The sequence below is a fragment of the Mycobacterium xenopi genome, from assembly GCF_009936235.1.
Classification (GTDB): domain Bacteria; phylum Actinomycetota; class Actinomycetes; order Mycobacteriales; family Mycobacteriaceae; genus Mycobacterium; species Mycobacterium xenopi.
In genome coordinates this window covers 3755068-3773640 of sequence record NZ_AP022314.1, presented here as the reverse complement: position 1 = coordinate 3773640, position 18573 = coordinate 3755068, and the positions used below count along the sequence as shown (strand labels likewise).

General features: G+C 67.9%; 16 protein-coding genes, 2 pseudogenes and 1 riboswitch. Of the genes and pseudogenes, 9 read left to right on the top strand and 9 right to left on the bottom strand.

What is annotated here, in order from left to right; genetic code table 11:
- Positions 1–8: 8 nt before the first annotated feature.
- Positions 9–185, bottom strand: a riboswitch (cobalamin riboswitch).
- 28 nt (positions 186–213) lie between these two features.
- The 4 genes from ctpC to MYXE_RS17880 form a co-directional block, all read right to left on the bottom strand.
- Positions 214–2364: a manganese-exporting P-type ATPase CtpC gene (gene ctpC / locus MYXE_RS17895; protein ID WP_085196724.1), complete on the bottom strand. Its 2151-nt coding sequence runs from the start codon at positions 2362–2364 to the stop codon at positions 214–216.
- The gene (locus MYXE_RS17890) at positions 2342–2623 is read right to left on the bottom strand and encodes a DUF1490 family protein (protein WP_003920100.1); all 282 of its coding nucleotides are present in this window, start codon (positions 2621–2623) and stop codon (positions 2342–2344) included. Before MYXE_RS17890 ends, ctpC begins: the two co-directional genes overlap by 23 nt.
- Positions 2624–2739: 116 nt before the next feature.
- Positions 2740–3414 carry a TIGR03089 family protein gene (locus tag MYXE_RS17885; protein ID WP_085196771.1) on the bottom strand — a complete coding sequence of 225 codons (675 nt, stop codon included), beginning with the start codon at positions 3412–3414 and terminating at the stop codon, positions 2740–2742.
- A gap of 34 nt (positions 3415–3448) precedes the next feature.
- Positions 3449–4930, bottom strand: a complete 1482-nt coding sequence (locus MYXE_RS17880) for an LCP family protein (RefSeq protein WP_086009165.1) — start codon at positions 4928–4930, stop codon at positions 3449–3451.
- Positions 4931–4995: 65 nt separating this feature from the next.
- Here MYXE_RS17880 and rfbD point away from each other — a divergent pair, with 65 nt between their 5' ends.
- Genes rfbD through manB form a run of 3 tightly spaced genes read left to right on the top strand, consistent with a single transcriptional unit; the run spans position 4996 to position 7833 of the window.
- A complete protein-coding gene (gene rfbD / locus MYXE_RS17875; RefSeq protein WP_112650267.1) occupies positions 4996–5877 on the top strand; it encodes a dTDP-4-dehydrorhamnose reductase in 882 nt (293 codons plus the stop codon).
- Complete coding sequence (locus MYXE_RS17870; protein ID WP_003920095.1) at positions 5870–6763, top strand: glycosyltransferase family 2 protein; 894 nt, start codon at positions 5870–5872, stop codon at positions 6761–6763. Before rfbD ends, MYXE_RS17870 begins: the two co-directional genes overlap by 8 nt.
- The gene (gene manB, locus MYXE_RS17865; RefSeq protein WP_003920094.1) at positions 6760–7833 is read left to right on the top strand and encodes a mannose-1-phosphate guanylyltransferase; all 1074 of its coding nucleotides are present in this window, start codon (positions 6760–6762) and stop codon (positions 7831–7833) included. Before MYXE_RS17870 ends, manB begins: the two co-directional genes overlap by 4 nt.
- On the opposite strand, the gene MYXE_RS17860 is transcribed toward manB, so the two are convergent.
- The 3 genes from MYXE_RS17860 to cofD are packed head-to-tail and all read right to left on the bottom strand — an operon-like array spanning position 7793 to position 10709.
- The gene (locus tag MYXE_RS17860) at positions 7793–8374 is read right to left on the bottom strand and encodes an NUDIX domain-containing protein (protein ID WP_085196720.1); all 582 of its coding nucleotides are present in this window, start codon (positions 8372–8374) and stop codon (positions 7793–7795) included. The two genes, manB and MYXE_RS17860, sit on opposite strands and share 41 nt — an antisense overlap.
- Complete coding sequence (locus MYXE_RS17855; RefSeq protein ID WP_085196718.1) at positions 8371–9723, bottom strand: coenzyme F420-0:L-glutamate ligase; 1353 nt, start codon at positions 9721–9723, stop codon at positions 8371–8373. Before MYXE_RS17855 ends, MYXE_RS17860 begins: the two co-directional genes overlap by 4 nt.
- A complete protein-coding gene (cofD, locus tag MYXE_RS17850; RefSeq protein WP_003920090.1) occupies positions 9720–10709 on the bottom strand; it encodes a 2-phospho-L-lactate transferase in 990 nt (329 codons plus the stop codon). The genes MYXE_RS17855 and cofD overlap by 4 nt, the downstream gene beginning before the upstream one ends.
- Positions 10710–11077: 368 nt before the next feature.
- On the opposite strand from cofD, the gene MYXE_RS17845 reads away from it, so the two are divergent.
- Positions 11078–11437 carry a WhiB family transcriptional regulator gene (locus tag MYXE_RS17845; protein WP_085196717.1) on the top strand — a complete coding sequence of 120 codons (360 nt, stop codon included), beginning with the start codon at positions 11078–11080 and terminating at the stop codon, positions 11435–11437.
- A 23-nt stretch (positions 11438–11460) separates the two neighbouring features.
- Here MYXE_RS17845 and MYXE_RS17840 read toward each other — a convergent pair whose 3' ends face one another.
- A complete protein-coding gene (locus MYXE_RS17840; protein WP_003920087.1) occupies positions 11461–11883 on the bottom strand; it encodes a metallopeptidase family protein in 423 nt (140 codons plus the stop codon).
- A gap of 161 nt (positions 11884–12044) precedes the next feature.
- On the opposite strand from MYXE_RS17840, the gene MYXE_RS17835 reads away from it, so the two are divergent.
- The 5 genes and pseudogenes from MYXE_RS17835 to MYXE_RS17815 all read left to right on the top strand — a co-directional run bounded on the left by MYXE_RS17835 (position 12045) and on the right by MYXE_RS17815 (position 17194).
- Positions 12045–12491, top strand: a complete 447-nt coding sequence (locus tag MYXE_RS17835) for a DUF3499 domain-containing protein (RefSeq protein WP_197904873.1) — start codon at positions 12045–12047, stop codon at positions 12489–12491.
- A gap of 89 nt (positions 12492–12580) precedes the next feature.
- A pseudogene (locus MYXE_RS17830) lies at positions 12581–13977 on the top strand (phosphomannomutase/phosphoglucomutase).
- A pseudogene (locus MYXE_RS17825) lies at positions 13974–15043 on the top strand (TobH protein). Before MYXE_RS17830 ends, MYXE_RS17825 begins: the two co-directional pseudogenes overlap by 4 nt.
- Before the next feature lie 7 nt (positions 15044–15050).
- Positions 15051–16277, top strand: coding sequence for a mannose-6-phosphate isomerase, class I (gene manA, locus MYXE_RS17820; protein ID WP_003920082.1), 1227 nt, complete (start codon positions 15051–15053; stop codon positions 16275–16277).
- Positions 16274–17194, top strand: coding sequence for a cation diffusion facilitator family transporter (locus MYXE_RS17815; protein WP_085196713.1), 921 nt, complete (start codon positions 16274–16276; stop codon positions 17192–17194). Before manA ends, MYXE_RS17815 begins: the two co-directional genes overlap by 4 nt.
- Here MYXE_RS17815 and MYXE_RS17810 read toward each other — a convergent pair.
- Complete coding sequence (locus MYXE_RS17810; protein ID WP_085196711.1) at positions 17155–18558, bottom strand: FAD-dependent oxidoreductase; 1404 nt, start codon at positions 18556–18558, stop codon at positions 17155–17157. The genes MYXE_RS17815 and MYXE_RS17810 overlap by 40 nt on opposite strands.
- Positions 18559–18573 lie beyond the last annotated feature (15 nt).

Sequence of the window (18573 nt, the reverse complement as noted above, 5' to 3'; positions counted from 1 at the left end):
GCCCCGGGGTCGCAGGACACGATGACGCGAGTGTCCTGGCTCTCGGATCGCTGCTCGCCTCGCCTTCCAGCTCGCGGCCGTGGCTGTTGAGGGTCGCTCCCCGATGACAGTGGCGGGACCGCGCCGGATTCGCACCGGCTTCCTGCATCGTCATCGCCTTACGGGCGTGATTATTGCATACCGTTCGCAACTAAGCGATCAGGGTGTCCGCATCTAGTCGAGGCGGTAGCGGATCAGCCGCGAGCTGTTGGCAACCACCGCTACCGACGACGCATTGTGCAAAATCGCGGCGAGGACCGGCGACAACGCGCCGCCGGCACCGATCATCAGCCCGGCGGCGTTGACCGCGATCGACATGCCGTAGTTCTCGCGGATGACTTCGACCGCGCGCGCTCCCAGATCCCGCACGTCGAGCAGGCGCTGCAGGTCATCGTTGGCCAGCGCGACATCGGCGGTCTCCACGGCGACATCGGTTCCGGCCAGCCCCATGGCGATTCCGATGTCGGCGGCCGCCAGCGCTGGGGCGTCGTTGATGCCGTCGCCGACCATGCCCACCACGTGGCCTTCGTCTTGCAGCTGGCGGACCACTTCGAGCTTGTCCTCCGGCAGCACTTCGGCGCGCCACTCCTCGATGCCCAGCTCGCGGGCAACCACCTCGGCGATTTCCGGGTGGTCGCCGGTAAGCATGACAATGCGGCGAATTCCGCTGGCGCGCAACTTCTTCAGCACGTCAGGCGCCTCGGGGCGGATTTCGTCGCGCAGGCTGATCAATCCGACCAGCGTGCCGTCCACCGCGAGCAGCAGCGGGGTCTCGGCCTGGCGTCGCAGCTTGCGCACCCACTCCGCAGCTTCCGTTGACACCGCGACGTTTTCGGACTGCAGCAGCGACGGACTGCCCAGCAGCAGGATTCGTCCGTCGGCCCACATCCGCATGCCAAGCCCGACCAGGACCTCGCATTCCTCATGCGGCGGGATGGTGATGTGGCGTTCTTCGGTCGACCGGATCACCGCCTCGGCCAGCGGATGACGGGAGTGGATCTCCGAGCTGGCCGCATACGCCAGCACCTGTTCGGGCTCCCAATCATCATGCATGGCAACGATATTCGTCACCACTGGACGCCCGACGGTCAGGGTGCCGGTCTTGTCGAACACAACGGCGTCCACCCGGCCGGCCTCTTCGAGGTGCGAGCCGCCTTTGATCAGGATGCCGCGGCGAGCGCCGTTGCCGATCGCCGCGCTGATCGCGGTCGGGGTGGCCAGCCCCACCGCGCACGGGCACGCCACCAGCAGCATGGTCATCGCGCGCCGGACATCGCGGGTGACCGCCAAGGTGAGCGCCGACACGATAAACGACGTCGGCACGAAGCGGCGCGAAAAGTTCTCGCCGACAGTCTGAATCGGGGCCCGATCGTGCTGGGCCTCCTCGACACGGGCGATGATGCGCCCGATGGCGGTTTGACTGCCGACCGCGCGGGCACGCACCACGAGCCGTCCCCGCATCACCACCGAGCCGGCGTGCACCGTCGAGCCGACGAGGACACTGACGGGCAGGGTTTCTCCGGTGATCGCGGATTGGTCGACCACCGCCTCCCCGTCGACCACCTCGCCGTCGACCGGGATCGCCACATGGTCGTGGACCACCACCTCGTCGCCGATCTGTACGGTATCGATCGGGACCTGAACCTCGTTGCCGTCGTTTAGGCGGATCCAGGCGGTGTCGGCGCTGCCGCGCAGTAAATCCGAGATCGCGCGCCGGGTCCGGCGCAGCGTCAGATCTTGAAGGTACTCACCGATATTCAACAGCCACAGCACCGTCAGCGCGACGACGTTCTCCCGTAGCACCAGGCTGGCCACCGTCGCGGCGGACACCAGAGCATCGGTTCCGGCGCGACCGGACCGGAACGAGCGCAGCGCGCCGCGCAGAAACGGATACCCCGTGAAGATCGTGACACCGGTGGCGGCCAGCCGGCCGGTCGGTCCGAGCAGCGGCGGGCGGGCGAACACATAGCGGCGCACGCCCAGCAATGCCAGCGCTGCACCGCCAATCACCATGCGCAGCACGTCGGCGTTGCGGATCTCCGACGAGTGCGGCGCGCGGGCCGGGATCAGCTCGGCGGCGGTGTGTGCGGCCTCCTTGATCGCCGCCAGCACCGCCGAACGATCACACCGCTTCGGCGAATACCAGACGACGACCGATCCGGTGCGGGGGTAGGCGTGCACGACGCGTACGCCGTCTTGGGGGTCCACTGCCTCTTCGACCGCGACCGCGCGGCGCGGGTTGGAACGCACCCACGGGACTTCGACCCGCATGCGGCCGGCCGCGTCGGAAACGACCGACAGGTCAGTGTTCGTGCTGGTCGACATCGCTGATCGCCGGGGTGGGCGCTTCTTCGCCGATGCGTTCACGGGCTTCGGCCATCACATCGGCGAGCTTAAGGCGGGCCGATTCAGCTGCTTCCTCCGCGCGCCGGGTCCCGCGCAACCCCCACTCCGCGGCCGTCACCGCGGTTTCGTGTAACGGGGCTTTCGCCAACGCTTTTCGCAGCAGCTCATAGGCGGTCACCCCGGCCAGCCCGGTTACTACCGTCGTGGCCGCCTTCTCGAGTAGCCCGTGCACCACCATCGCTTAACCTTTCTTCGGCTCTGGTCGGTTCCTCCGACGACGTTAACATAGAAATATTGCTATACCAATATGTATCTTGCCGACCGGAAACGGCGCGGCCGGGAGCTCATCGCTCGTTACTCGAGGACGCGGGTCACCTTCTCGGCCTGGATCCTGCGCGGCAACACCGCCGGGTCGGGGTTGGCCACCTGTACCAGCGACGCGCCGACGGCGAGCACGGCCAGCAAACCGTCGACCAGCTCGTCGGCAGTCGCCCACGACTTCGTCGAAAGCACCCGATCCGTTGACGTCAAACCCCTTGCGGCAGCGGCTGCTTGGCAAGCGCCAAGCACCTCGTCGACGGACCGGCCCGCTAGCGCGAGCCCAGGACGGCGCTCTGCGGCGATCTGGTCGGCGTGCACCCGCACCGCGGTGGCGTAGTCGGTGACGCCGACCGGTAAATCCGGGGCCGGGCGCCCGAACGGGTCCAGCGACAGCACTGCCACCTCGCTGGCGCCGGTGGCGTCGGCCTCATGCAGCCGCGCCGAGGTGCACAATGCGACGTCGGCCGGGTGGCCAAACACCACCTCGGCCCCGATCCACCACACGCCAAAGCACACCGCCGCCGTTTGCCAGTGCGCCGGCAGCAGCACCGCGACCCGGCCGCCCGGACCGGTGCCGAGCTCGTCGCGCAGCAGGTTGCCGGTTTTGGCTGCCCAGTTGGCCAGTGTGGCGGCCGAAAGTTCGATGCGCTCACCGATGGCGTCGTCGTAGTAGGTGATGCGCGGTCCGACCGGGTCAGTGCGCAGCATCGGATCGAGGATCGCTTCGCTGAGGTTGGTCACGTCAGTTGACGCATTCGGGGCGATCGGCGCCGGCGGTCAGTATCGGCGACGGCGGGGGAGCGGTGTTTTCGGTGGCTGACGCCCCCGCGGAGCGCGAAGCCGACCCCGTCGACGTCGTCGAGGTGGTGCCGTCGAGGCCGGAGCCGGGGCCGGTGTAGTCGTTGGCCAGTACCACCCGCACCGATCCGCCCGGCACCGCTGGGTCGGCGACGACGGGCAACCCGCCGAGCGCTTTGGCGACCTGTTGGGCGCCCAGGTCGTCGGCTTTGGCGGCGCGCACTTGGCTGTTCTTCACGTGCCCGGCTTCGTTGTTGGCGACGGCGCCCGCGGTAAATCCCTTGGCCACCAAAAATTCTGACACCGCCGCGGCCAAACCGTTGATGTCGGTGTCGTTGAGTACGTCAGCGGTTGTCTTGGCCGGTGTGTAGGCCAGTTCCTCGGTCTTGCCCTGGTCCTGGTCGTGCAACAGGCCAGCTACCCACGCCTGCACCTGATGCGGGTCGACCCGCACCACGCTTTGCATGCCGTCGTCGCTCCAGCCCGATTCGTCGAGCACCGGGATCGTGGCGAATGCGACATTGCCCGCGGCCAGCTTCTGCAGCTGCTTGACGAAATCCATGATGTCCCAACCAGAAGAGAGCACCACCGAGCGCTGGATGGCGCCCTGCAGCCGCTCCAGCGTGGCCGGACTCGACAGCGTCTTACCGGAGAGCACTTTGTGGGCCAGGTTCGCCATGACCACCTGCTGGCGCACCACCCGGTCCAGGTCGCCGCGGGGCAGGTCGTGGCGCTGGCGCACGAAGCTCAACGCCTGCGGGCCGTTGAGCTTTTGCCAGCCGGCCGGAAAATCGGCACCCGAAAGAGGTTCGTACACCGGCTCTTTGAGGCACACGTCGACGCCGCCGAGCGCGTCGGTGATCAACGCGAAACCCAACAGCCCGATCTCGGCGTAGTGGTCGACAGTGACTCCGGTGAGATCGGCAACGGTCTTGATCAACGCTTCGCGGCCGGCTTCGGTGCCCCGCGCTTCGGCCTCGGTCTCGGGGACGCCGGATTCGACCAGGCTGACCCGCTTTTCCTCGCGGACCTGGCCGTAGACGCCGTTGATCTTGGTCTTGCCCAATCCCGGTGCGGCGACATACGAGTCGCGCGGGATCGAGATCGCGGTGGCCGATTTCCCGTTGTTGGGCACCCGGACCAGGATGATCGTGTCGGTATTCGTGGCGGTCTCGTCGCCGGCCCGCAGTGTCGCCAACTCCTGCGCGGAGAGCGGGTTGCCGTGCGCGTCGGTGCGACTGTCCATGCCGACCAGCAAGATATCGATCGCACCGTCGTCGCCACCCTGGCCCAGCGAGGGGGCGAACATGTGGAAGATCCCGTCTTCGAACGATCGGACTCTGCTCCATGCCACGCCAGTTCCCAGAACGACGGCCACGGCCGCCACGGTGGCAACGGCACGGACCACACGTTGCGCAGGCATCACTTTAGACTACTTCCGTAACAGCGGTATCGGGCGTAGGGCTCCGCTCGGCGTGCCAGACTCGAGACGTGCCGCGCAGGATCGTGATCACCGGTGCCGGTGGGCAGGTGGGCAGCTTTTTGGCGGCTGAGGCCATTCGCCAGGGGCGAAACGTGCTGGCGCTGACGTCGTCGCAGTGGGATATCACCGACCCCGACGCCGCCCAGCGGATCATCGAGGGCGGCGATGTGGTGATCAACTGTGCGGCCTACACCGATGTCGACGGGGCGGAGAGCGACGAGGCAACCGCCCGCGCGGTCAACGTGGCTGGCCCGGAGTACATCGCCCGGGCATGTGCCCGCGCCGGTGCGGGCATGATCCACATCTCGACCGACTATGTGTTCAGCGGCGACTTCGGCGGGTCGACGCCGCGTCCGTATGAGCCCGGTGACCAAACCGGCCCGCTCAGTGTGTACGGGCACACCAAGCTGTCGGGTGAACTGGCCGTACTGGCGGCGCTGCCGGAGGCCACCGTGGTTCGCACCGCCTGGGTCTACACCGGCGGTGCGGGCAAGGATTTCGTGGCCGCCATGCGCCGACTGGCTGCCGGCGACGGCATCGTGGAGGTGGTCGACGACCAAACCGGGTCACCGACTTATGTCGCGGACCTGTGTGCGGCCCTGCTGGAGGTGGCCGACGGCAAAGTGCGCGCCCCGGTTGTGCATGCCGCCAACGACGGTGCGGTCACCCGGTATGCACAAGCCCGCGCAGTGTTCGAAGAACTGGGCGCCGATCCCGATCGGGTGCGGCCGGTCAGCAGCGACCACAAGCCGCGCCCGGCGCGCAGGCCGGCGTATTCCGCGCTGTCTAGCCGGCTGTCGGCTCAGGCCGGACTGACACCGCTGCGCGGGTGGCGGGACGCGCTGGCCGCGGCATTGAGCGCGCGAACGTTACCCTCTACCCGTGAGTGACGTGCTGCCGGTCGTCACCGTGACCTACTCGCCGGGTCCGCACCTGGAGCGTTTCCTGGCTTCGCTGTCGCTGGCCACCGACCGGCCGGTGAGCGTGCTGATGGCCGACAACGGCTCTACCGACGGTGCGCCGCAAGCCGCAGTCGAGCGCTACCCGAACGTGCGGCTGTTCGACACCGGCGGCAACCTCGGCTATGGAACGGCGGTCAATCGCGCGATGGCCCGCCTCGCTGAACAAGCGGGCGCCGCCGACGAGTGGGTGGTGGTCGCCAACCCAGACGTGCAGTGGGGTCCTGGGAGCATCGACGCACTGCTGGAGGCCGCTGCCCGGTGGCCGCGGGCGGCCACGCTCGGCCCGCTCATCCGGGATCCCGACGGCGCGGTATACCCGTCGGCGCGTCACCTGCCCAGCCTGTTTCGCGGCGGCATGCACGCCATCGTCGGTCCGGTCTGGCGGAACAATCCCTGGTCGACGGCATACCGCCAGGAGCGGCTGGAACCCACCGAACGGCCCGTGGGCTGGCTGTCGGGGTCGTGCCTGCTGGTGCGCCGAGCGGCGTTCGAGCAGGTCGGCGGGTTTGACGAGCGGTACTTCATGTATTTCGAGGACGTCGATCTTGGCGACCGGCTGGCCAAAGCCGGCTGGCAAAACGTCTACGTGCCGACGGCTGAGGTGCTGCACCACAAAGGCCACGTCACCGGTACCGATCCAGCCAGCAGCCTTGCCGCCCACCACAAGAGCACCTATATATTCCTTGCCGATCGGCATTCTGGTTGGTGGCGGGCTCCGCTGCGATGGGCGATGCGGGCCGGGTTGGCGGCGCGCGAACGCTTGTTGGTGCGCAGTTCGCGGCGAAGACTTGCAGAAGGGCGGCGGGCACAGTGACACATCCCGAAGTGGACGCGGTCGTCCTGGTCGGCGGCAAAGGCACTCGGCTGCGCCCGTTGACGCTGTCGGCGCCCAAGCCGATGCTGCCGATCGCCGGGCTGCCGTTGCTGACCCACCTGTTGTCGCGGGTCGCTGCGGCCGGAATCGAGCACGTCATCCTGGGCACCTCCTACCAGCCCGCGGTGTTCGAGGCAGAGTTCGGCGACGGCTCCAAGCTGGGCCTGCAGATCGAATACGTCACCGAGGAACGTCCTTTGGGCACCGGCGGGGCCATCGCCAACGTCGCCGCGCAGCTGCGGCACGACACCGTAATGGTGTTCAACGGCGATGTGCTTTCCGGTGCCGATCTGCATCAACTGCTGGAGTATCACCGCGCTAACCGAGCCGATGTGACCCTGCATCTGGTGCGGGTCTCCGATCCGCGGGCGTTCGGCTGTGTGCCAACCGAAAACGGCAGAGTCACAGCATTTTTGGAGAAGACGCAAGATCCGCCGACCGACCAGATCAACGCGGGCTGCTATGTCTTTGCCCGGGAGATCATCGACCGGATTCCGCGCGGGCGTGAGGTCTCCGTCGAGCGCGAGGTGTTCCCGGCATTGCTCTCCGACGGGGTCAAGATCTGCGGCTATGTCGACGCGAGTTACTGGCGCGACATGGGCACGCCGGAAGACTTTGTCCGCGGCTCGGCGGACTTGGTGCGCGGTATCGCACCGTCACCGGCCCTGCACGGCCACCACGGCGAGCAGTTGGTGCACGACGGTGCCGCCGTGTCGCCGGGAGCGGTGCTGATCGGCGGCACGGTCGTGGGGCGGGGCGCCGAAATCGGCCCGGGCGCCCGGCTGGATGGCGCGGTGATTTTCGACGGTGTGCGGGTCGAGGCGGGCAGCGTGATCGAGCGCTCGATCATCGGTTTCGGTGCCCGCATCGGTCCCCGGGCACTGATCCGCGACGGGGTGATCGGTGACGGGGCCGACATCGGTGCACGGTGCGAGCTCCTGCGTGGTGCGCGGGTGTGGCCCGGGGTGTTTATTCCCGACGGCGGGATCCGCTACTCGTCTGATGTCTAAGCCTTTTCGCGGTCTGTGCGACTGAAACCAGCCGCGCCAGTGCATAATCGGCGTTTTCGGGTAGGGCGTCGACGGGCCACCATCGCAAATCCAGCGACTCCTCGCTGATCGCGATTTGCGCGCCCGCGGGGGCGCGTGCCACGAATTGCAGATCGAGGTGACGGGTCGGTACGCCGAGCGAGCAGGTGACCGGGTGGACATGCACGGCCATCAGTTCGGGATTGATGCGTAAGCCGGCGATCCCGGATTCTTCGCTGGCTTCCCGCAGTGCGGCGGCGACGATGTCGTCGTCGCCGTCGTCGCAATGTCCGCCAAGCTGTACCCAGCGGCCTAGCCGCGGATGCAAGGTGAGCAGTGTGTGGCTCCCGGTGGCGTCGGTCACCAGCGTCGATGCGGTGACGTGGCCAGGCACGCAGTCGCGGCTGCAGGCGTCGTCGCGGGCATGCACGAAAGCCAGCACCGCGTGGCGCAGTGACTCTTGGGCCGGGTCGGGGGCACGCCAGCCGGTGAGCAGCGAGATCGCTGAGTCGCGGACACTCACTTGCGCACCAGCAAGCCGTCTAGCGGTGCCGGCGGCCGAGGGAATGTCGGTTCGGTCGGGTAACCAATAGCGACGGCGCCCAACGGTTCCCAGTCGCCCGGCAACTCCAGCTCGTCACGCACTATGTCGGCGGCGAAGATGGTCGAGCCGATCCAGCAGCTGCCCACCCCGCGCACCGCCAGCGCCACCAGCAGCGCCTGCACGGCCGCACCGACCGCGACGGTGAACATGGTGTGCTCGGCGGCGGTGCGGGCAGCATCGGGATAACTGTGTGCGCCGTCGGGAACCAGCATCGGGATGACGACTTCGGGTGCGTCGTAAAGGATCTGGCCGCGCGCCACCCGCCGCTCGACGGCGTCGGGGGGCTTGCGGTCACCGAGCAGGTCGGCCCGCCACTTGTCGCGCATGCGGTCCAGCAGCCGAAGGCGGAGCTCCGGGGTCTGCAGCCACACGAACCGTGCGGGCCGGGTGTGGTGGGGGGCCGGCGCGGTCAGCGCTTCGGCGACGGCGTCTTCGATCAGGTGCGCGGGGACGGGTTGCTCGCTGAACTGACGCACGGAGCGGCGCAGCAACTGGGCCTGCCGACGGCCCTGGTCGAGTGCTTCGGCGGTGCCCAGCCAGAACAGGTCTTCCGTTCCCGCGCGGATTAGTCGCCGCGCTGTCGAGCCGTCGTCGGTGATGTGCAGTCCGCGTACCACGGCCACCGGTATTCCGGTGAGCTTTCCCTTGACCAGATCGGCTGCCGCGGCGACTTCGTCGGCAACGGCGATTTCGGTGACCACCAACTCGTTGCCGTGCGGGTCGGCGATTCCGGCGTAACTGTGCAACACGGCCAGACCGGCCGAGCCGACGGCAGCATCGGTCTGCCCGTTGCGCCACGCGCGGCCCATGGTGTCGGTGATCACCACCGCGACGGTGATTCCGAGCCGCTCGCGCAGTTCGGCGCGCAGGGTTGCGGCACTGGCGTCGGGGTCGACAGGCAGTAGGGCCAGCTCGGCTGCACTGACGTTTGAGCCGTCCACCCCGGCCGCGGCCTGCACCAGCCCGAGCCGGTTCTCGGTGATCAAAGTGCGGCCCTTGCGGGCCAGCACACGCACCGTTTCTTCGTCGATCAGCTTGCGCCGCAGCTGGTCTCGCGCTTCGACATCTTCGGGGGCGGGCACGATGCGGCCCTCACATTTGGACACCACCTTGCTGGTGATCACCACAACGTCGCCGTCGCGCAGCCAGGGCGCAGCCTGGGCAATCGCAGCGGCCAGGTTGTCGCCGGGCCGGAATTCGGGAAGGTCGGTGACGGGGATGATCTCGACAGTCGACGCGGCACCGTGACCCGCGGTCACGCTGCTCATACTGCCACACCCGCGAGTTCCAGTCCCGCGCTGACCATGTCGGCCGTTGCTTTAGGGTCGGTCATCAGTAGCGGTATGGATCGGACTGCGACGCCTTCGATTTCGGCGTGATCGCCCTCGTGGACCAGCCAGCAGTCGAGAATGCCGGTCGCCTGGCGGGCCCCGTAGTGTTGGCCGACGGCCTCGGCAGTGCATTTGACACCGATCACGGTGAGGCATTCATATGCCATGCCGCGCAACGGCTTTCCGTCGATGATGGGCGAATAGCCGACCACGGGAGCCGGCGTCGAGCGCAGTGCAGCCCGGATGCCGGGGATGGCCAGGATGGCGCCGATGCTCACGACGGGGTTTGACGGTGCCAGCATGATGATGTCGGCGTGGGTGATCGCCTCGGCGACTTCGGGTGCAGCGTTGGCGTTTTCGGCGCCAACGAACGCGAAGCTGTGGGTCGGTACTTGGGCACGATGACGCACCCACCATTCCTGGAAGTGGATCGCACGCCGGTTGCCGTCAGCTGGATCGGTTATGACGGCGTGGGTTTCGCAGCGGTCGTCGCTAACCGGCAGCAGGCGGGCGCCCGGCTGCCAGCGGTCGCACAGCGCCGCGGTGACTTGCGAGAGCGGGTAGCCGGCTCGCAGCATCTGGCTGCGCACCAAGTGGGTGGCCAAGTCGCGATCGCCCAGCTGGAACCAGTCGGGCTGAACCCCGTAGCGCGCGAGTTCCTCTTTGGCGTGCCAGGTTTCGTCGCGACGGCCCCACCCGCGCTGCGGGTCGACCGCGCCGCCGAGTGTGTACATGCAGGTGTCGAGGTCTGGGCAGACGCGTAGGCCGTGAATCCAGGCGTCGTCACCGATGTTCACCACGGCGGTGAGTTCGTGCTCGGCCGGGCCGTGATCGGAGGCGAACTGGCCCAGGCCGAGCAGGTGCTGGACACCGAGCAGGAAGCGGGCGCCGCCCACGCCGCCGACCAGAACCGTGATCTTCACACCGCACGACAGTACGCCCGGTGACGATGCGGTCTGCGCAGCGGACCGAGGAGGAGGCGGGCTGTGGGGTTGGGCCCGGTGACGATGCGGTCTAGGCAGCGGACCGAGGGATACCGTCCGACACGCGGGGGCGCAGATCGGCACATTGCCGCTGAAATTTGGTCACGACATGGTATGGAATTTGGTTTCAGCGCTTGACCACGGCAAGTTACCCGTGTGTAATCACATCAGTGTCATTTCCCGGTTGGCCGGCCGGTTGCGGTGTCGCAGACCGAGATTCGATCACTTGTTCGAAAAGAGATGGCCGCATAACACATCAGAACAGTGGCGACATTCACGATCAGCGAATCCAGGTGAGGAGGCGGAGCATGTCCTATGAGCACCTGCGGGGCGTAGTGGGAGGGACACCGCACACCAATACCGGCTCGGCGACAACGGGTCCGGCGCGGCGGCCCCATTTGAGTCTGGTTTCCGACGCTGCCAACGTATTTCCGCTGGGGCCCGTGACCCGCGACCAATGGCAAGACCGTGCGCTGTGCGCGCAAACCGACCCCGAGGCATTCTTTCCCGAGAAGGGCGGCTCCACTCGCGAGGCGAAAAAGATCTGCCTGGGCTGTGAGGTGCGCGCCGAGTGCCTGGAGTACGCGCTGGCACACGACGAGCGCTTCGGCATCTGGGGTGGCCTCTCCGAGCGGGAGCGCCGTCGCCTCAAGCGCGGCATCATCTAACGCGCCCGGGCTAGTCGACACGTTTAGTCGTCGTCGATCGTGGGGTCGATGACTGAGGGGTCGACGTCCAAATACGTCGCCACCTGAGCCACCAGAATCTCGTGCAGCAATTCGCCAAGTTCGACGGTGTCTTTCGCACGCCGCTCGATCGGTTTGCGGAACAATACAATTCGTGCGCGTGTGGCGTTGCCGCGGACATCGACACCGGCGGGGATCAACCGGGCCAGCGCGATCGGCCCGTCGGCGACGACCTCAGGCGGCCACTGCACGCTGTCGGGGTCGTTGGGACACATGCGCGGGATCTCGTCAACCGCCACGTCAAGCCCCGACACCCGATCCTGCCACCGGCGCTCGATGGGCTCATAGGCCTCCAGCACCGCCATGTCGAAACGCTCGGCCCGGCTGCGCCAGCCTGGCACCGTCGGCGGCAGCAGCGGCCCACGCATCTCGCGTCCTCGCCGCGCTGCCGAGCGCCGCGCGGACCGACTGCCTCGTCGCGAGCCGCGAGAATCGCTCACGCGCCGATGGTAACGGTTGCACATCGCGGCCCCGCCCAATGCGCGTGTCCGGCCCCGTGGCGTCGTTTCCGCACGATAGCCTCTCGACCGTGAATGCTCCGCGTCGCTGCTGCCGGCCCGGGTGTCCGCACCACGCGGTGGCGACGTTGACGTTCGTCTACTCGGATTCCACGGCGGTGATCGGTCCGCTGGCCACCGCGCGCGAGCCGCACTCGTGGGATCTGTGCGTCGGCCATGCCGGCCGGATCACCGCGCCGCGCGGGTGGGAACTTGTTCGCCATCCCGGCCCCTTGCCGAACCCGGATGAGGACGATCTGGTGGCCCTCGCCGACGCGGTGCGCGAAGGCCGCGGCGGGTTGGCAAATCGGCCCCCGGTCAACGGCTTCTGTGATCCTGGCGGCGCGTCTTCTGGGGCACCGGCCAGCGCCGTGAATACCGGCGCGCTGGCTTCCACCGCCCACCAATCCAGCGGAAGCGGACGCCGTCGGGGGCACCTGCGGGTACTGCCGGACCCCCCGACCGAGCGCGGGGAGTAGCCGGCGACGAGCGCGCTGGCGTACCTACAGCGAGGCCGACCAGAATGGTTAGGCTGGCGACCAAGAGTCCCTTCGTCAGGAGCCCTGTCATGTCTCGGCCCGCCGCGGCTGTCCACCGTGTGATCAAGGCGTACGACGTGCGTGGCTTGGTGGGGGACGAAATCGACGAGTCCCTCGCCGCCGACGTCGGCGCGGCTTTTGCCAGGTTGATGCGTGCCGACGGGGCCCACCAGGTCGTGGTCGGCCACGACATGCGCGAGAGCTCACCGGCGCTGGCAGCTGCCTTTGCCGCCGGCGTCACCGGTCAGGGTCTCGACGTGGTCCGCATCGGCTTGTCCTCCACCGATCAGCTCTATTTCGCGTCGGGCATGCTCGACTGCCCCGGCGCAATGTTCACCGCCAGTCACAACCCGGCGGCATACAACGGCATCAAGATGTGTCGAGCGGGTGCCAAGCCGGTCGGCGCGGACACCGGGCTGGCCACCATCCGCGACGAACTCATCGCCGGCGTCCCCGGCTACGACGGGCCCCCGGGCAGCGTCACCGATCGCGATGTGCTAGCCGACTACGGCGCCTTTTTGCGCTCGCTGGTCAACTTGTCAGACCTGCGTCCGCTGCGGGTAGCGGTGGACGCCGGCAACGGCATGGCGGCCACACGGCTCCGGCCGTGTTCGCTCCGGTGGAGTCGATTACGTTGCTGCCGCTGTATTTCGAGCTCGACGGCTCGTTTCCTCATCATGAGGCCAACCCATTGGATCCGGCCAACCTGGTCGACCTGCAACAGTTTGTCGTTGACCAGGGCGCTGATATCGGGCTGGCCTTCGACGGCGACGCCGACCGCTGCTTCGTCGTCGACGAGTGTGGTCAGCCGGTGTCGCCGTCGACCGTGACCGCTTTGGTCGCCGCGCGTGAACTGGACCGGGAGATCGGCGCAACCGTGATTCATAACCTGATCACCTCGCGCGCGGTGCCGGAATTGGTGATCGAGCGTGGCGGCACGCCGGTGCGCTCCCGCGTCGGGCACTCCTACATCAAGGCGCTGATGGCCGACACCGGGGCCATTTTTGGCGGCGAACACTCGGCGCACTACTACTTCCGCGATTTTTGGGGTGCCGACTCGGGGATGCTGGCCGCGCTGTATGTCCTTGCCGCACTTGGCGAACAGCGGCGGCCACTGTCGGAGCTGACCGCCGACTACCAACGCTACGAATCCTCCGGCGAGATCAACTTCACCGTCGCCGACGCGGCGTCGGCAACCGAGGCTGTGCTGAAGTCGTTCGGCACCCGGATCCACTCCATCGATCACCTCGACGGGGTGACGGTCGACCTGGGCAACGGCAGCTGGTTCAACCTGCGCAGCTCCAACACCGAGCCGCTGCTGCGGCTCAACGTCGAGGGGCGCTGCGCCGAAGACGTCGAGGCGGTGGTCGCGCAGATCGCCGACGAGATCGCGCAATTCGCCGGTCAGCGGGAGGCCGTGACGTGAACGCTATCGGCGCCACGATCGATATCGACGACACCGAAGGCCTGATCGCCGCCGACCGAGACGGGCTGTTGCGGGCGGCGTCGATGGCGGCGCGCAGGTGCGCGCCACCGCCGCCGCGTCCGACGAAGGTGCGCTGGACTCGATCCGCGGGGGCGACCGTCCCCGCACCCTGGTCTGGGTAGCCGGCCGCGGTACCGCCGCGAGCGCCGGCGCCATGCTGGCCGCGGCGGTCGGCGGTTCGTGCGGCGAGCCGATCGTCGTTACCGCCGAAGCGCCGTCGTGGATCGGAGCGCTGGACGTGCTGATCGTGGCCGGCGACGACCCGGGCGATCCTGCGCTGGTCGGGGCTGCGGCGACCGGGGTGCGCCGCGGCGCGCGGGTGGTCGTCGCGGCGCCCTATGAGGGCCCGCTGCGTGACACGACCGCAGGGCGGGTCGCGGTGCTGGAACCGCGGCTGCCGGTGCCCGACGACTTCGTGTTGTGTCGGTATCTGGCCGCCGGGCTGGCCGTGCTGGCCGGCGTCGACCCGGGTCTGCGAATCGACCTGGCGCGGCTGGCCGATGAGCTCGACACCGAAGCGCTGCGCAACAGCGCGGGACGTGAACTGTTCACCAATCCGGCCAAGACGCTGGCCGAGCGCATGTCGGGTCGTCGTGTCGTGCTGGCCGGTGACTGCGCTGCCACCCTGGCGCTGGCCCGGCACGGGTGCTCGGTCCTGCTGCGGATCGCCCATCAGGTGGTCGCCGCCAGCGGGCTGGCCGACGCGGTGGTGGCGCTGCGGGCCGGGTTCGGCGATGCGGCCGACAGCCTTTTCCACGACGAACAGATCGACGGGCCACTGCCCGAACGGCCGCGCGTGGTGGCGCTGACCCTGGCCGCGGAGCGGACGGTGGTGGCCGCCCGGGTCAATGGGCTCGACGTCGATATCGTCATCGCTGAGGATGTCCCGGACCTGCCGGAGGCACCCACCGAGGCGGTGACGGGGCTCGGTGCCGAACAGCAGCTGGCAATATTGGCCGTTCGGCTGGAAATGGCCGCGGTTTATCTGCGACTGGTGCGGGGATAAATAGACAGTGGAATTGCTACGCGGGGCGATACGGACGTACGCGTGGGGATCGCGGACCGCTATCGCCGAATTCACCGGGCGGCCGGTGCCGGCTGCCCACCCAGAGGCCGAACTCTGGCTCGGCGCGCATCCGGGCGACCCGGCCTGGCTGGAGACCGACGACGGTGAGACCTCGCTGCTGGATGCGCTGATCGCCGACCCAGAGGGACAACTGGGCTCGGCGGCGCGCACCAGGTTCGGCGACGTACTGCCGTTTTTGGTCAAGGTGCTGGCCGCCGACGAGCCGCTGTCGCTGCAGGCCCATCCGAGCGCTGAACAAGCGATCGAAGGCTACCTTCGCGAGGAGCGGCTCGGCATCCCGGTTTCCTCACCGATCCGCAACTATCGCGACAACCGGCACAAGCCCGAACTTCTAGTGGCGTTGCAGCCATTCGAAGCGCTGGCCGGGTTCCGTCCGGTGGACCGCACCGTCGAGCTGCTGCGGGCGTTGGCCGTCTCGGACCTCGACCCCTACATCGAGTTGCTCAACGACCAATCCGACGCCGACGGCCTGCGGGCGTTGTTCACCACCTGGATCACCGCTCCGCAGCCCGACATCGACGTTTTGATACCGGCCGTGCTCGAGGGCGCGATCCACTATGTCACTTCCGGCGCAACGGAATTCGCTGCCGAAGCCAAGACCGTGTTGGAGCTCGGCGAGCAGTATCCCGGCGACGCCGGTGTCCTGGCGGCCTTGTTGCTCAACCGGATCAGCTTGGCTCCCGGGGAGGCGATCTTCTTGCCGGCCGGCAATCTGCACACCTATCTGCGCGGCGTCGCGGTCGAGGTGATGGCCAACTCCGACAACGTTTTACGGGGAGGGCTGACGCCCAAACACGTCGACGTCCCGGAGCTGCTGCGGGTGCTCGACTTCACCCCGACCACCGAGGCGCAGCTGCGCCCACCGGTGCACCGGGACGGACTTGAGCTCATCTACGACACCCCGGCACCCGAGTTCGCAGTGTCGGTGCTCACGCTCGCCGACGAACACCTCGGCCACGAGGTCGACGCGCCGTCGCGTCACGACGGACCTCAGATCCTGTTGTGCACCGAAGGGTCGACGGCCGTCCACGGCAAATCCCGCGCTCTGACCCTCAACCGGGGCATGGCGGCATGGGTGGCCGCCGACGACGGGCCGATCCGGCTGGTCGCGCGCGAGCCCAGCAAGCTGTTTCGGGCCACCGTGGGCCTGTGACGTCAACCAACAGCATCCGCGCGATCCTGGCCGCCCTGGCCGCCAACGCGGGCATCGCCGCCGCCAAGTTCGTCGGCTTCCTGGTCACGGGCAGCTCGTCGATGCTCGCCGAGTCGGTGCACTCGGTGGCCGATACCTCCAACCAGGCCCTGCTGCTGCTCGGCCAGCGCGCGGCCCGCAAACGCGCTGACGCGCTGCATCCGTTCGGCTACGGCCGCAGCCGCTACTTCTGGTCGTTTGTCGTGGCCCTGGTGCTGTTCACGCTCGGCTCGGTGTTTGCTCTCTACGACGGCTACCACAAGATCACCCACCCGGCAGAGCTCAGCTCGCCCGCGGTGGCTTTGGTCATCTTGGCCGTGGCAATCGGCTTGGAAGCCTTCAGCTTTCGCACGGCGATGGTCGAGTCGCGGCCACTGAAAGGCAACAGTAGCTGGTGGCGGTTCATCCGCACTTCCCGCAATCCCGAGCTGCCCGTGGTGCTGCTGGAAGACACCGGCGCGCTCGTCGGCTTGGTGTTCGCGCTGGCCGGGGTCGGGCTCACCGCCGTGACCGGTGACCCGGTGTGGGACGGCATCGGCACGATCGGCATCGGCGTGCTGCTCGGGCTGATCGCGATCGTGTTGATGGTCGAGATGCACAGCCTGCTGATCGGCGAGGGCGCCACCACGGCCCAGACCCAGGCAATCCGAACGGCGCTGGAATCCACCGAGCACGTCGAGCGGCTCATCCATCTGCGCACCCAGTACCTTGGCCCGGAGGAGCTGTTGGTGGCCGCCAAGATCGCGGTGGCTCCGCAGGTTCAGCTGGCCACCATCGCCGCCACCATCGACGCAGCTGAGGCCAACGTGCGCGCAGCGGTGCCGGCTGCGCGGGTGATCTACCTCGAGCCTGACCTGGATCGCGCGGTTCCCCGGTAGCGCTCGCGCCAGAGCTGCCGGCGCTCGGCCAGCCACAGCCGCATGTTGTGGCGGATGGCTCGCGCGATCAACGCCGGCGACGGCACCATGTAGAGGCTGTCCAGCAGCGAAAACCGACGCAAAAACCATTCGGCGAGAACAGGATCGGTCTCCGCGGCGCCGAGGAACTGGTCGAACAGCTCACCCACGGGGCGATACCACCACGGGGCAGGCCCGCTGGCGTGGTGGAACGTGAGATCGCCTATCGCGTTCATCAGCCACACCGGGTAGGTCGTCTTGGCGGTGGCGCGGTTGAGTTCGTGCGCCACCTTACGGGTAGGGAATTGCAGCGCCCGCCGTAGATGACCGGCCTGCAGCGACGTCATCGTCATGCCCTGGCCGAAGGTGGGATCGAAGCTGGCCACCGCATCCCCCAGCGGTAGGATCCCCGCCGGGAAACGGTCCAATTTGTCGTAGCGGCGCCATCTGCTGGTGGGGAAGCGATGCGACGCCACCTCCCCGATCGGCTCGGCTCGCTCAAGTGCAGCGGTGAAGTGCGCCGGCAGCAGCTTCTCAGCAAGCACCAACATCTCGGAAAAGCTCTGCGGCGGTTGAACTTTGGCGACACCGAAGGTAGTGAGAACCCAAGTGCCGTCCTCGTAGGCCAACATGCCCAGTCCCAACGGCTGCTCCCGAGACGCGCCCGCGACGACAACCTTTTCCCGGATCACGCCCTCCGGCATGCGGAACTGGTGTGACGTGTAGCCGATGCCGACGTCGACGACGTCCTCGCGCGGCTGCGGGAAACCCCACTGCCGCAGCCACACCGGTAGTCGGCTGCCCCGGCCGGTCGCGTCGACGACCAGATCAGCGGCGACGAACTCGGGTTCGCCCGTCGAATCCAGCAGCACCCCGGTCACCCGCTGCGCGGCGACGTCGAAACGCGGTTGTGCGACCGAGCGCCGCTGCATCTCGACGTTGCTGATGCCGCTGACGCGACGCCGGATCTGCCACTCCAAATGCGGCCGGCTGGGCACATAGGCGGTGAACTCCCTACGCAGGGTGTGCCCGGTCCCCAGGACGTGGCCGGCTGCGCCGAAGTAGATGCAATCCGGGCGGTTCTCCAGCATGGGCACACCCGCGGCGACCATGTCCGCCAGCAGACCGGGAAACAAGTCCTCGAATTCCTGGGCGCCGCGGGCCATCAGCAGGTGCAGGTGTCGACCCTGGGGAACCGCGGCGCGGTTGGCCGGGCCGGACGGCAAATCGTCGCGTTCGAACACCGTCACCCGGTCGTAGAACTCCGAGAGCACTCGCGCGGCCGACAGCCCCGCGATGCTGGCCCCGATTACAACCGCGTGTCCGCGTGGGCTTTCACCGCGCATCCTCGGAGACTAGTC

Excerpts from the sequence above, each read along its gene's own strand:
- MYXE_RS17890 (WP_003920100.1), bottom strand. The coding sequence starts at position 2,623 with ATGGTGGTGCACGGGCTACTCGAGAAGGCGGCCACGACGGTAGTAACC.
- MYXE_RS17845 (WP_085196717.1), top strand. The coding sequence starts at position 11,078 with ATGTCCTATGAGCACCTGCGGGGCGTAGTGGGAGGGACACCGCACACC.
- MYXE_RS17885 (WP_085196771.1), bottom strand. The coding sequence starts at position 3,414 with ATGCTGCGCACTGACCCGGTCGGACCGCGCATCACCTACTACGACGAC.
- MYXE_RS17840 (WP_003920087.1), bottom strand. The coding sequence starts at position 11,883 with ATGCGTGGGCCGCTGCTGCCGCCGACGGTGCCAGGCTGGCGCAGCCGG.
- ctpC (WP_085196724.1), bottom strand. The coding sequence starts at position 2,364 with ATGTCGACCAGCACGAACACTGACCTGTCGGTCGTTTCCGACGCGGCC.
- MYXE_RS17855 (WP_085196718.1), bottom strand. The coding sequence starts at position 9,723 with ATGAGCAGCGTGACCGCGGGTCACGGTGCCGCGTCGACTGTCGAGATC.
- MYXE_RS17810 (WP_085196711.1), bottom strand. The coding sequence starts at position 18,558 with ATGCGCGGTGAAAGCCCACGCGGACACGCGGTTGTAATCGGGGCCAGC.